Source organism: Bacillus sp. FSL R9-9492 (genome assembly GCF_038007365.1).
In the GTDB taxonomy this organism is placed as follows: domain Bacteria; phylum Bacillota; class Bacilli; order Bacillales; family Bacillaceae_G; genus Bacillus_A; species Bacillus_A mycoides.
This window is the reverse complement of record NZ_JBBOXC010000001.1, coordinates 342,928-356,491: the sequence shown is the minus strand read 5'-3', so window position 1 is coordinate 356,491 and position 13,564 is coordinate 342,928. Positions and strand designations below refer to the sequence as shown.

14 protein-coding genes and 1 riboswitch are annotated in these 13,564 nt (G+C 36.2%); of the genes, 5 read left to right on the top strand and 9 right to left on the bottom strand.

The window, feature by feature from the left end; translation table 11 throughout:
* Positions 1-190: 190 nt before the first annotated feature.
* From MKY70_RS01920 to MKY70_RS01900, 5 genes are all read right to left on the bottom strand, one after another.
* Complete coding sequence (locus tag MKY70_RS01920; protein WP_088031362.1) at positions 191-1,096, bottom strand: diacylglycerol kinase; 906 nt, start codon at positions 1,094-1,096, stop codon at positions 191-193.
* 521 nt (positions 1,097-1,617) lie between these two features.
* Positions 1,618-3,045 carry an Asp-tRNA(Asn)/Glu-tRNA(Gln) amidotransferase subunit GatB gene (gatB, locus tag MKY70_RS01915; protein WP_341022770.1) on the bottom strand — a complete coding sequence of 476 codons (1,428 nt, stop codon included), beginning with the start codon at positions 3,043-3,045 and terminating at the stop codon, positions 1,618-1,620.
* A 14-nt stretch (positions 3,046-3,059) separates the two neighbouring features.
* Entirely contained in the window at positions 3,060-4,517 is a 1,458-nt protein-coding gene (gatA, locus tag MKY70_RS01910) for an Asp-tRNA(Asn)/Glu-tRNA(Gln) amidotransferase subunit GatA (RefSeq protein WP_002010048.1), read from the bottom strand.
* Positions 4,518-4,531: 14 nt separating this feature from the next.
* A complete protein-coding gene (gene gatC, locus MKY70_RS01905) occupies positions 4,532-4,822 on the bottom strand; it encodes an Asp-tRNA(Asn)/Glu-tRNA(Gln) amidotransferase subunit GatC (RefSeq protein WP_000086999.1) in 291 nt (96 codons plus the stop codon).
* Between the two features lie 141 nt (positions 4,823-4,963).
* Positions 4,964-5,200, bottom strand: coding sequence for a YiaA/YiaB family inner membrane protein (locus MKY70_RS01900; protein WP_002029490.1), 237 nt, complete (start codon positions 5,198-5,200; stop codon positions 4,964-4,966).
* Between the two features lie 230 nt (positions 5,201-5,430).
* Here MKY70_RS01900 and MKY70_RS01895 point away from each other — a divergent pair, with 230 nt between their 5' ends.
* The 4 genes from MKY70_RS01895 (at position 5,431) to MKY70_RS01880 (ending at position 7,901) form a co-directional block, all read left to right on the top strand.
* Positions 5,431-5,913 carry a MarR family winged helix-turn-helix transcriptional regulator gene (locus MKY70_RS01895; RefSeq protein ID WP_002140201.1) on the top strand — a complete coding sequence of 161 codons (483 nt, stop codon included), beginning with the start codon at positions 5,431-5,433 and terminating at the stop codon, positions 5,911-5,913.
* A 76-nt stretch (positions 5,914-5,989) separates the two neighbouring features.
* The gene (locus MKY70_RS01890) at positions 5,990-7,171 is read left to right on the top strand and encodes an ArsA family ATPase (RefSeq protein WP_002140199.1); all 1,182 of its coding nucleotides are present in this window, start codon (positions 5,990-5,992) and stop codon (positions 7,169-7,171) included.
* Positions 7,164-7,355 (top strand): DUF3926 domain-containing protein, encoded by a 192-nt coding sequence (locus tag MKY70_RS01885; protein WP_002091335.1) that lies wholly within the window; start codon positions 7,164-7,166, stop codon positions 7,353-7,355. Before MKY70_RS01890 ends, MKY70_RS01885 begins: the two co-directional genes overlap by 8 nt.
* A 63-nt stretch (positions 7,356-7,418) precedes the next feature.
* A complete protein-coding gene (locus MKY70_RS01880) occupies positions 7,419-7,901 on the top strand; it encodes an HXXEE domain-containing protein (protein ID WP_002091337.1) in 483 nt (160 codons plus the stop codon).
* A gap of 167 nt (positions 7,902-8,068) precedes the next feature.
* On the opposite strand, the gene MKY70_RS01875 is transcribed toward MKY70_RS01880, so the two are convergent.
* From MKY70_RS01875 to MKY70_RS01865, 3 genes are read right to left on the bottom strand one after another with little or no spacing between them, the layout of a single operon-like run.
* Positions 8,069-8,923, bottom strand: coding sequence for a MetQ/NlpA family ABC transporter substrate-binding protein (locus MKY70_RS01875; protein WP_002029488.1), 855 nt, complete (start codon positions 8,921-8,923; stop codon positions 8,069-8,071).
* 21 nt (positions 8,924-8,944) lie between these two features.
* Positions 8,945-9,610 (bottom strand): methionine ABC transporter permease, encoded by a 666-nt coding sequence (locus MKY70_RS01870; RefSeq protein ID WP_002091343.1) that lies wholly within the window; start codon positions 9,608-9,610, stop codon positions 8,945-8,947.
* Complete coding sequence (locus tag MKY70_RS01865; protein WP_341022764.1) at positions 9,600-10,619, bottom strand: methionine ABC transporter ATP-binding protein; 1,020 nt, start codon at positions 10,617-10,619, stop codon at positions 9,600-9,602. The genes MKY70_RS01870 and MKY70_RS01865 overlap by 11 nt, the downstream gene beginning before the upstream one ends.
* A gap of 126 nt (positions 10,620-10,745) precedes the next feature.
* A riboswitch (SAM riboswitch) is annotated at positions 10,746-10,850 on the bottom strand.
* Positions 10,851-11,091: 241 nt separating this feature from the next.
* Here MKY70_RS01865 and MKY70_RS01860 point away from each other — a divergent pair.
* Positions 11,092-11,637 (top strand): cysteine hydrolase family protein, encoded by a 546-nt coding sequence (locus MKY70_RS01860; protein WP_002091344.1) that lies wholly within the window; start codon positions 11,092-11,094, stop codon positions 11,635-11,637.
* 331 nt (positions 11,638-11,968) lie between these two features.
* Here the strand turns inward: MKY70_RS01860 and pruA are convergent, their stop codons facing one another.
* Complete coding sequence (gene pruA / locus MKY70_RS01855; RefSeq protein WP_002029484.1) at positions 11,969-13,516, bottom strand: L-glutamate gamma-semialdehyde dehydrogenase; 1,548 nt, start codon at positions 13,514-13,516, stop codon at positions 11,969-11,971.
* Positions 13,517-13,564: the final 48 nt, after the last annotated feature.

Genomic DNA, 13,564 nt, shown 5'->3' with positions numbered 1-13,564 from the left:
ATCCTACCTCTCATTTCTTATCTCTTCCAGTGTATCAATAAAATATGGATATAAAATAAACGGATTGTAAAAATACCATAAAAATCAAACTAACTTACAATTTACAATTCATCTGCACATAGAGAAACTTTAATCAGTGGGGGAATCTTATTGCTCGCAAATAGTGAGGTGAAAGCAAAAAAAGATGCCTTTACAGGGCATCCTCTTGATGTTCAGGAACAAATAGTTCCAGACAATGATATATATTTTCAAATTCCATTGGTGCATCTCCGCCATATTCACCATCTAAGTTGATCATTAATTTATCAGGTGAATGCACTTTAATACGATTCGCTTGTGTATATAGTACTTTCGGATTGTTAATATGTTCCCCACGCTGCGCTTGTGTTGCTGCTTTAATTAAATCAGCGATAGAACCTTTTTTCAGTACTAATAAATCAAATAATCCATCGTTAATAGATGCATATGGTGCTACTTTTTCGAATCCACCAACTGAACGAGTATTCGTAATTAAAAACATCGTAATTTCTTCTTGTAGCAACTTCCCATCATACTCAATTTCAACATATGTTGGATGTAATGATGGTAACATTTCGATTCCTTTTAAATAGTAAGCAAGTTGGCCTAATACCGTTTTTAGCTTGCTTGGTACTTCATATGTTAATTCTGTAATACGGCCGCCACCAGCGATATTAATGAAATATGTATCATTTGCTCTACCAAGATCTAACGGTACCGTTGTTCCTTTACAAATAATATCCGCAGCCTCTTCAATAACACGAGGTACACCGATCGCACGCGCAAAATCATTTGTCGTTCCAACTGGAATAATTCCAAACTTTGGACGATGCTCATGTCCTACTAAACCGTTCACTACTTCATTTAACGTACCATCACCACCAGCTGCGATAACAACATCAAACTTACGATCCGCAGCTTGCCTCGCTGCCACAGTCGCATCTCCAGGACCAGTTGTCGCATGACAAGACGCTTCATATCCAGCTTGTTCTAATTTTTGTAATACTTCTGGTAAGCTCTTCTTAAATAGCTCGCGCCCAGAAGTAGGATTATAAATAATTCTTGCTCGCTTCATCATTTATTAGCACAGGAAATTCCTTATTCATTGAAAAACGAATACACCGAACCCTTATTCAGTATCCCTATGCTTACCTCCTCTCATCTTCCTATCCTTCTTTAATTCCGCTCAAACAGGCAGTAAGAACCCGATTCGTGTAGCCCATCAAAAGTAACTATTCACTCCTGATAGTTTTGCTTTATTTAACCAAGAAATTTATCCCGCTATTTACGGGCAGTAAAACTCTCACATCAATTTACATATAATGAATAATAATTATCTATTATTTCATGAGATGAAAAAACTCTCTATGTCTAGATTTATCATTATTCCCACCTTTTTGCAACTATCATACCATAGTTGCTATACAAACATTTTTTCACTTTTGACAGTTAATCAAACGTTTGTTTAAATTATTTTTCACCATTTAAACAAACGTTTGATTAACTCAGAAAAAACACCCAAATACGGGTGTTTTTTCTGTTTAATCTTTAAGAATCTATACTATTTTAGCGTTCAAAAATAAGAATTCTTCTCTTTTTTTAGCGCTTATTAATCTCTTCAAGTAAGATTTTATTAACAAGCGGTGGATTTGCTTGTCCTTTTGTAGCTTTCATAATTTGACCAACTAAGAAGCCAATTGCACGGTCTTTACCGTTTTTAAAGTCTTCAATAGATTGCTCATTATTATCAAGAATTTCTGTTACAACCTTACGAAGTGTTCCTTCGTCAGAAATTTGAACCAGACCTTTTGCTTTAACGATTTCTTCTGGGTCTCCACCTTTTTCAATTAATTCATTAAATACTTTCTTCGCGATTTTAGAAGAAATTGTACCTTTTTCAATTAATTGAACCATTTTAGCTAAGCCAGCTGGCGTTAATGCAACGTCTTTTAATTCTTTTTGTTGTTTGTTTAAGTATGCAAGTACTTCACCCATTAACCAGTTTGATGTTAATTTCGCATCAGCACCGTCTGCAACTGTTGCTTCAAAGAAATCAGACATCTCTTTCGTTAATGTCAATACATGCGCATCATAAGCTGGTAAGCCAACTTCTTCAACATAGCGAGCTTTACGTGCATCTGGAAGTTCTGGAATAGAAGCACGAATTTCTTCTTTCCACTCATCGTCGATGTAAAGTTCAACTAAGTCTGGCTCTGGGAAGTAACGGTAATCGTCAGATCCTTCTTTTATACGCATTAAGATTGTTTTCTTCGTTGCTTCATCATAACGACGTGTTTCTTGTTGGATGATACCACCAGATAATAATTCTTTTTCTTGGCGCACTTGCTCATGCTCAAGACCTTTTTGCACGTAAGTGAAAGAGTTTAAGTTTTTCAGTTCTGCTTTTGTACCGAACTTCTCTTGTCCAACTGGACGAAGTGAAATATTCGCATCACAACGAAGAGAACCTTCTTCCATCTTACAATCAGATACACCTGTATATTGAATGATTGATTTTAACTTCTCTAAGTACGCATATGCTTCTTCTGGAGTACGCATATCTGGCTCAGATACGATCTCGATTAAAGGCATACCTTGACGGTTGTAGTCTACTAATGAACCGTCAGCTACATGCGTTGATTTACCAGCATCTTCTTCTAAATGAAGACGTGTAATACCGATACGTTTCTTTTTACCGTCTACTTCGATTTCAATCCAACCATTTTCACCAATTGGCTTATCAAATTGAGAGATTTGGTAAGCTTTCGGATTATCTGGGTAGAAATAGTTTTTACGGTCGAACTTCGTTTCCGTTGCGATTTCACAGTTTAATGCCATTGCGGCTTTCATTGCAAAGTTAACTGCTTCCTTATTTAAAGTAGGAAGTACCCCTGGGTATCCTAAGTCAATTACACTTGTTTGTGTATTTGGCTCCGCTCCGAATTCTGTTGGACTCGCAGAGAAAATTTTCGAATTTGTTTTTAACTCAACGTGAACCTCTAAACCAATAATTGTTTCTAAATTCATCTATGCTCGCCTCCTTACAGACTTGCTTTTTTTGTATGATAGTCTGTTGCTTGCTCAAACGCATGTGCAACGCGGTAAATCGTCGTTTCATCGAAGTGTTTACCAATGATTTGTAGACCAAGTGGCATGTTGTTAGCACCGAATCCACATGGAACAGAAATCGCTGGAACACCCGCTAAGTTTACTGGAATTGTTAAAATGTCATTTGCATACATTGTCATTGGATCGTCCACTTTTTCGCCCACTTTAAATGCTGGAGTTGGCGTTGTTGGTCCAATAATAACATCGTAGTTAGCAAATACATTTTCAAAGTCATTTTTAATTAATGTACGTACTTGTTGTGCTTTTTTGTAATATGCATCATAGTAACCAGAGCTAAGAGCAAATGTACCAAGCATAATACGACGTTTTACTTCATCACCGAAACCTTCGCTACGTGTATTTTTGTAAAGATCTAATAAGTTATTTACATTATCAGAACGAACACCGTAACGTACGCCATCAAAGCGTGAAAGGTTCGCAGATGCTTCAGAAGAAGATAATAAGTAATACGTTGCTAGAGCGTATTTAGAGTGCGGAAGAGATACTTCCTCCCAAGTTGCGCCCATACCTTCTAACACTTTTAAAGCAGCTAGTACTGACTCACGAGCTTCTTCGCCAACACCTTCGCCTAAGTATTCTTTCGGTACAGCAATACGTAAACCTTTAACATCGCCTGTTAAACCAGCTAAGTAGTTTCCTACTTCAACGTTTGCAGAAGTTGCATCCATACGGTCAATACCTGAAATAGCTTGTAATAAGTATGCATTGTCTTCTACTGTACGTGTAATCGGTCCGATTTGGTCAAGTGAAGATGCGAATGCTACTAATCCGTAACGAGATACGCGTCCGTAAGTTGGTTTTAAACCTACAACGCCGCAATATGCAGCTGGCTGACGGATAGAACCACCCGTATCAGAACCTAGAGAGAATAATACTTCTCCTGCTGCTACTGCTGCTGCAGAACCACCACTAGATCCGCCTGGAACGTAATCTAAGTTCCATGGATTTTTTGTAGCGTAGAAGCCTGAGTTTTCATTTGAAGAACCCATTGCGAACTCGTCCATATTTAATTTACCGATTGTAACTGTGTCAGCAGCTTTTAGCTTTTGTACAACTGTCGCATCGTAAATTGGATCGAAGTTTGCTAATATTTTGCTCGCACAAGTTGTACGAAGACCGTTAGTTACAATGTTATCTTTTACACCAATTGGCATACCGAATAATAAACCATTATCCTCAGCACCAATCTTTGCATCTAATTCTTTCGCTTTCGCGCGTGCATTTTCTTCATCTAATGTAAGAAAAGCCTTTACGTTATCTTCAACATCCGAAATACGTTTGTAAGATTCTTCTACTAAATCCGTAACGGAAATTTCTTTGTTGTTTAACTTCTTATGTAACTCTGATACAGAATGATCAAATAATGACATCGAAATTCCCTCCTCTATTCTAATACTGCTGGAACACGGATTTGATTATCTTTGTGATCCGGTGCATTTTTTAATACTTCTTCTACTGGTAAACCTTTTTCTGGCACATCTTCACGCATAACATTTTTCATAGTTAATACATGAGTTGTTGGTTTTACATCAGTTGTATCTAATTCATTTAACTGTTCTGCAAATGTAACAATTGCATCTAGTTGTTTTTGAAATTTTTCTGCTTCTTGATCAGTAATTGCAAGACGTGCTAAATGTGCTACGTGCTTTACATTCTCAACGGAAATTCTTGACACGGCTAGGCCACCTCCATAATATATCGTTCAATCTACAATACTATTGATGATACCAAATTTTCAGTACTTCAAGCAAGTCAACACACGGCACTTACGGCATTTTTACATAAAAAAAGAAAGGCAAGTGCCTTTCTTTACAATTTACTCTTTATCTAACGATTTATTTTTCGGAAATCTTTCATTATCTTCCTCATTATCACGAATTGTTTTTTGTAATACAAAACAAGACATCGTTAAAAATAATGTTCCGATTAAATAGTACCCTTTTACACTAAGCGTTTCATCTAGCGTATAAATCCCAATTAGCATTCCTGAAAGCGCACAAACAAATGAAGTCCATGCTAAAAACGTGAACGCTTGCGTATTTCGTCTTCTCATCGTTCTCCCCCTCGTTAGCTGTACACCTATTATAGATAAATATATTTATCACAATGGGTTTTTATGTAAAATCATTTTTCTATTTATTAATCTATCACAAAAAATTTCTATTTTGAAGATAATTTTCTTTCAAATCTGAAAAAACAGTTAAAAACATTGACATTTATTTCAATTCCACATAAAATAAAAACAAATATTACGAACCTCGAAATATACGGGAGTGGAAATAATTGTTACAATATGAACATTTTTTAGACTTACTGCTAGATAACGCCAAGAAACTTTTCTATCCTGAAGAATGGGTAAGCCTTGATTTAACACTTTCCAAGACAGAAGTATTTTGTTTACTTTGGATGGAGCGAAATACGGATATTACAATGACAAAAATTGCTGATCTTCTTGATATACCGATGAGTACAACAACGGGCGTTGTAAATCGCCTTGTAAAAAAGGGATATATTGAACGCTACCGGAATGAAAGCGATCGACGCATTGTATTAATTCGTTTAACAGAAAACGGCGTAATGCTCGTTCAAGAAGTAAAACAAAATGCGGCCCATTACTTTAGCCTAGTGACAGATGCATTGTCAGAAGAAGAAAAAGCATTCTTACTACAAATATTCCAAAAGATCATGAATCACATTGCTACGTCACAGCAAAAAACAGAAGAAAAGATTTCTACACCTAAAATGAAAAACATTCCGATTGAATAAGACCCTAGTTGGGTTTTTATTCAATTGAATATTTCGACACTCGTAATATTCGACATTCGAAACAAAGGGGATATTAATGATGAGAATTATTCTGTATACAGGTAAAGGCGGCGTAGGAAAAACTAGCATTTCAGCAGCAACAGCAATCCAAAGTGCAAAACAAGGATTAAAAACATTAGTAATGAGTACAGATCCTGCTCATAGTTTAGGGGATTCATTTGGCATAAAACTATCTTCTGAGCCACTAGAAATTCGTGAAAACTTGTGGGCACAAGAAATTAACACTATTTATGAAATGGAAAAAGGCTGGGGGAAATTGCAGAAATACATTACACTACTCTTCACTTCAAAAGCAGCTGATGATATTACAACAGAAGAATTAACGATGTTCCCTGGTATGGAAGATTTAATTAGCTTACTTCGAGTACTCGATTACTATAAACACAACACTTACGACGTCATCATTATTGATTGCGCACCGACTGGAGAAACTTTAGCAATGCTTAGCTTTCCAGACATGCTCGGCTGGTGGATGGAAAAACTCTTTCCTATTAAAAGGAAGATTTTAAAAGTTGTTCGTCCTGTAGCTCAACCACTTCTTGGTGTCCCCCTTCCAACTGATGATATTATGGACGAATTAACGAATACGCTTGAACAGCTCGGAGAAATGAGAGATATTTTATCAAACCGAAAAGTAACGAGTATTCGCGTTGTTGTAAATCCTGAAAAAATGGTCATTAAAGAAGCTCAGCGTAGTTTTACTTATTTAAACTTATACGATTATAACGTAGATGCCATTATGATTAACCGCGTCATCCCTAACACTGTTACCGACCCTTACTTTCAGGCATGGAAAGATACACAAAAGAAATATAAGGCGTTAATTAAAGATAGTTTTCAGCCACTTCCTATTTACGAAGCTCCCATGTTTGAACAAGAAGTTGTTGGTTTAGCTATGTTAGAGCGTGTAGGAAATGCTTTATTTAAATCAGACCCTTCTCCTACTGAAGTGAAATTTAATGGCCGCACACAATATGTAAAAAAAGATGGCGATGAGTATATTTTCGTTCTGTCCATTCCCTTCTCAAACAAAAGTGAACTTTCATTAAATCAAAAAGGTGATGAACTTATTATTCGAGCCGGCTCTATGAAGCGAAATATCACCTTACCAAAAACATTAACACACCTTTCTATTCAAGGAGCTAAGTTTGAAGATGATGTACTAAACATTCGGTTTGGAGGTGTAGTACATGCATGATGAATTACTAAGAAAGGTAATTCGTACAAAAATAAAAATCGGTATGCGTATATTAGAAGAGCTACCGAATCCGATTCAGCAATCAGCTAAGCACGCACTAAATATTTTGCAAGAGGAGCTCTCCTCCTATGCTGAAGAACAACCGCAACCTGAGAGTAATTTAAAAAGCATCATAATTGAATAACTATACCCTTGTAGAAAGCCTTTTCTTATAGGCTTTCTATCCCTTTATTGGAGCTGATATAAGTTGATAAAAACATCTTCAACAAGACATTTCACCACTAATACAATCTGGCTAATCCCCCTTCTATTCTTTTTTCATAACCTTGAAGAAGCTTTCCAAATGCCACAATATATCGCTAATCGATTTTCGATCCATTTTATAACTAACAAACAATTTTTCATTGCAATTTCCATATTAACAACCTTCGTCTTACTCATAGTCATTCTATATCAATTAAGCATCATATCTTCTATTTATTTGATCATTTTTATACAGGGCTGTATCTTCTTTAACGCCGTTCAGCATATTATCTTGTATTTCATTTATCGTTCTTATAATCCAGGAGTAATCTCAGCATCTATCATTATCCTATTTTCTCTTTTCTTATTTTCATCAAAGAAACTATTAATCCCTAAAAAGAAATTAGCAAGTACACTCATTTTTAGTTTAATCTCTTACCCAATCATAATTTGGATTTCCTTATTATTAGCCAGCTGCTTTAATTAAAAAAAGACCAGGAAAACTCCTGGTCCATCACTCTACTTAACAAACATTGGATTCTATGTTATACAAAATTAGAAGGTACAGAATTAGGGTTTTGTTTGTTAAGTAGATTATATGTTGAACGAGCTAACAGCGGAGGGGTTCCTACTGTTAGTCGTTAAACTCAATAATTATTTTACGATTTTTTCAAGCTCATCAAGTGAAAGATCTACTGAAATTGAACCATCATTTGTTTCTTTCTTAATTGCATCTGTTACTTCTTTTGAATGGTATAACTCAATTACTTTTTTCAGTGTTGGATCATTTTTATCTTTCGTACGAGCTGCGAAAATATTAATATAGGCCTTTGCATTTTCATTATTTGGATCTTCTAAGAAAATTGGATCCTTCGCTGGGTCTAATCCAGCTTGACCAGCAACACCGTTATTAATAACTGAAGCCGCTACATCTTTTAACACACGAGGTGTTTGCTGTGCGATAACCGGTGTAACTTTTAGCTTCTTCGGATTTTCAGCGATACCGCTTGGATCCCCAAATAGACCAAAATCTTTCTTAAGCTTTAATAATCCAGCTGCATCAAGAAGTTTTAATGCACGTGCTTGGTTCGTTGGATCATTCGGAATAGCAATTTCCGAACCATCTGGGATTTCATTTGCTTTCTTATATTTTTCAGAGTATAAGCCCATCGGTGCAATTTGCGTTGTACCAACAGCTGTAATATCTAACTTATGCTCCTTTTTAAATTGCTCTAAGAAAGCAATGTGCTGGAATGAGTTTAGTTCAATATCTCCATCAGCTAACGCTTTGTTGGGTGTTGTGTAATCAGAGAACTCAACCAGTTTAATTTTAATCCCTTCTTTTTCAGCTTTTTTCTTTAAAATTTCCCAAACGTCTCCATCTGTTCCAGTTACACCGACGCGAACTACTTTCTCTTTCGCTCCTGCACCTGTGTCTCCACCTGAGCAGCCACTTAATGCTGTAATTCCTACGATCGCTGATAATGCAAATGCTAAAATTTTCTTCATTTTCTTTTCCCCTCTTCCTTTTTATGATCTGCGTAAAAAGACTTTCGCAAAGTAGTTCCCTAAATTTTGAGCCACCTGTACAAGAATAATAAGTAAAACGACCGTTACAAACATAACTGACGTATCAAAGCGTTGGTAACCATATGTCATTGCTAAGTCACCAAGACCGCCACCACCGACAAGTCCTGCGACTGCAGAAAATTCAATTAAACCGACCGTCATAAACGTGACACCTAGGATCAATGGTGCTAAAGCTTCTGGTACGAGGATTTCAAAAACAATTCTAAGTGGTGAAGCGCCCATTGCTTGTGCTGCTTCAATTACTCCTTTCGGAACAGAAACAAGATTGGTTTCAACCATTCTAGCAATACCAATTGATGCAACTAACGTCATTGGGAAGATTGCTGCAGCCGTTCCAATCGTCGTTCCAATAACACTTCTTGTTAGCGGGCTTAAAGCTACTAAAAAGATAATGAATGGAACCGGACGAATTGTATTAATTATGATATTAAGAATAGAAAAGACCCATTTATTTTCTAAAAAATTTCCTTTTCTCGTTACATATAACAGTAAACCTAGAGGTATACCGAGAATTGTAGCGAATATAAGGGTTACAATTACCATTAAGAGGGTATCCCCCGTCGCATCTAATATGCGAGGCCAAAATATACTCCAATCAACTCGCATGAGCTTCTACCTCCTTCAGCTGCACTTGCAGTCTTAGATGTTGTAATGCTTTTTGAATTTCTTTCTGTTCACCTTGTAGTTCTACAAGAAGATTTCCAAATAGCACATTTTGGAGTTCAATAATATTTCCATAAAGAACATTTACATCGACGTTATAGTTTTTCGCAATATATGATAGTACAGGCTGCCCTGTCTCTTCCCCAGTAAAAGTCAGGCGATAAATCTGACCTCCGTTTTGAATTTTCGCTAGAACACTTTCTGGTAAGTGATCATTAATAACAGAGCGTACAAAATTTTGAGTTGTCTTTGTTTTTGGTTGTGTGAAAACGTCAAACAGTTTTCCTTCCTCAATTACTTTTCCTTTTTCCATAACGGCTACACGGTGACAAATTTCTTTCACAACGTGCATTTCATGTGTAATAAGTAGGATCGTTAAATTGTACTCTCTATTTACTTTCTTTAATAAATTTAAGATTTCTGTTGTTGTTTCCGGATCTAAAGCTGATGTTGCCTCATCACATATGAGAATATCCGGTGATGTCGCAAGTGCTCTTGCAATCCCAACACGCTGCTTTTGTCCACCTGATAACTGTTCTGGATAATAGTTCGCTTTATCTTCTAAACCAACAAATTTTAGTAGTTCATTCACTCTTTCTTTTATCTCATTCTTCGGCAATTTCGCTAACCTTAATGGATAAGCAATGTTCCCAAACACCGTTCTTGAATTAAATAGATTGAAACTTTGGAAAATAATCCCAATTCTTTGTCTTAGTTTCCGTAATTCTTTCGCCGATAATGATGTAATATCTTTATCATCTATTGAAATTGTTCCTGCAGTTGGTCTTTCTAACATATTTACTAAACGTAATAACGTACTCTTTCCAGCACCACTAAATCCGATAATGCCAAAAATTTCGCCCTTTTCAACTGACAGCGTTACATCCTCAACCGCATGAACAGATTGCCCACCTGATTCATATACTTTACTTACATTGTTAAAAGAAATCATTTTCTTCCCTCCTATATGCTGTAAAAACTTGAAGTAGAGCTTTCGAGGTAAAATAAAAAGTGCTCTCCTTCTTATCAGTAATAAAAGATAAGAAGGAGAGCACTTTTATATGTACTCATTCACATCTTCTCATCTTCCAAGCCTTTATAGGCTTGCTGGAGTTAGCACGGTATTAAAAAACCCGTTGCTGAGGTATCGTAGGGCCAGTCCCTCCACCTCTCTGGATAAGAGTGTATCGATTTAATTGTCGTTTAATTAAGTCTTATTATAGAACTCAGAATAATGAGAGTCAATACATTTTTCGGAAAAATATTAATTATTTCTCTATTTGAATTTTAAAATAAGAAGTAACAATACAATAGTGATTTTTAAAGTTATGTAAAATCCTTCTCACTCATACTTTTAAAAAGGAGAATCTTCTCTACTCATTGAATAACATTATTTGAATATGAAATCGGAGGAAGATAGATATATGAAAACAGCTCTTTTGCTCGTCGACATTCAAAATGATTATTTTCCAAGCGGAATGATGGAATTACGTAATCCAGTAGAAGCAAGTGAATATGCTAGTCAGCTACTACAACATTTTAGAATAAGAAACGAACCTATTTTTCATATCCAACATGTAGCTATAAAAGATAGCGCTACTTTTTTCCTACCCAATACAGAAGGTGTCCATATTCACGAAAATGTCCGTCCACTTAGAGAGGAAACCGTTATCCTTAAACATTATCCAAATAGCTTCCGAGAAACTGATCTTCTAGAACAATTACAACGTTCAGGAATTGAGCACGTCGTAATATGCGGGATGATGACCCATATGTGTATTGATGCTACAGTAAGAGCTGCTTTTGATTTTGGCCTTCACTGTACCGTAATACACGATGCTTGTGCTACAAAAGATCTTTCATTTAAGAATGCTACTATACCAGCTGTTTATATTCATAATACAATTTTGGCGAGTTTAAATGGAGTATACGCAAATATAATGAGTACAGAAGAGTTTTTAGCGACCTAAAAAAAACACTCCTTTCAGTTAGCAAAGCCGAAAGGAGTGTTCTCTTGTCTAACCATAGATTTTCTTTCAAATTGTATTATACAGGAAATCCTCAAAATGAATACTAAAAAATATGACTAATAAGTCAATTTTTCTCGCTGTTTTGTTTCTATTTTCATGTTTATCCCGATATTAATAGGGTTTAACTAATTCAAAAGAACAAATAGTAATATTTGGCAACCTTTTCTTGATTGAAATTAACTAGCTTCTATAAAATCGATTACTTCTGCTATAGAGAGTTTCTCAAAAAGAAAAGATCTTCACAGTCTGTGAAGATCTTTTCTACTATTTCTTATAAAGTTTCAGAAGTAGTTTTTGCTTGCATGTGAAGTGCTAAGTAGTCAGGGCCACCAGCTTTAGAGTCTGTACCAGACATGTTAAAGCCACCGAATGGTTGGTAACCTACGATTGCACCAGTACATCCACGGTTGAAGTATAAGTTACCAACGTGGAAGTCTTCGCGTGCTTTTTCAATATGGTCACGGTTGTTAGAAAGAACTGCTCCTGTTAAACCGTATTCTGTATTATTTGCAATTGCAAGTGCATGATCAAAGTCTTTTGCTTTACAGAATGCTACTACTGGTCCAAAGATTTCTTCTTTCATTAAACGAGCATCTTCTGCAACGTCAGCAACGATTGTTGGTTGGATGAACCAGCCTTTAGAATCGTCTCCTTCGCCACCTGATACGATTTTACCTTCTTCTTTACCAATTGCAACATAGCTCATTACTTTATCGAATGCAGCTTGGTCATTAACAGGTCCCATGTTGATATCTTTTGCATCTGGGTTACCTACTGTTAATTCTTTTGTTAATTCAACAGCACGATTTAATACATGATCGTATACATCTTCATGGATTACTGCACGAGAACATGCAGAACATTTTTGTCCTGAGAATCCGAATGCTGATGCAACGATAGATTTAGCTGCTAATTCAAGATCTGCCTCTTTATCAACAACGATTGTATCTTTACCGCCCATTTCAGCGATAACACGTTTTAACCAAATTTGTCCTGGGTTTACTTTTGCTGCACGTTCGTAAATACGAATACCTACATCGCGAGATCCAGTGAAGCTAACGAAACGTGTACGAGGGTGATCTACTAAATAGTCACCAACTTCAGAACCATTACCTGGAACGAAGTTTACTACGCCAGCTGGTAAACCAGCTTCTTCTAATACTTCCATAAATTTCGCTGCTACTACAGGAGTTGTACTAGCTGGTTTTAGTAATACTGTGTTACCAGAAACTACAGCAGCTGTTGTCATACCTGCCATAATTGCGAATGGGAAATTCCAAGGAGAAATGATAACACCTACTCCTAATGGAATGTAAGAGAAACGATTATATTCAATTGGACGGCTTTCTACTGGAATACCGTCTTTTAATTTCAACATTTGACGAGCATAATATTCCATAAAGTCGATTGCTTCTGCTGTATCAGCATCTGCCTCATTCCATGGTTTACCTGCTTCTTTTACAAGAATAGCAGAGAACTCATGTTTTCTACGACGAACGATTGCTGCAGCACGGAATAAAATATCTGCACGCATTTCTGGTTTTGACTTTCTCCAAGTTTGGAATGTTGCATCCGCTACTTGCATTGCTTTTTCAGCTAATTCACGGCTTGCTTTTGAAACACGACCAACAAGTTCCTCTTTATTTGCAGGGTTTACAGAAACAATTTTGTCTTCTGTAGTGATTTTTTCTCCCCCGATAATTAATGGATAGTCTTGTCCAAGATAAGATTCTACTTTCTTTAAACCCTCTTCAAACGCTAATTTGTTAGCCTCTACTGAAAAATCTGTAAATGGCTCATGTTTGTATGCTACTACCATCTTTTTAGCCTCCCCTTAGAAAAACGTTTACATTTTACAACATTATTC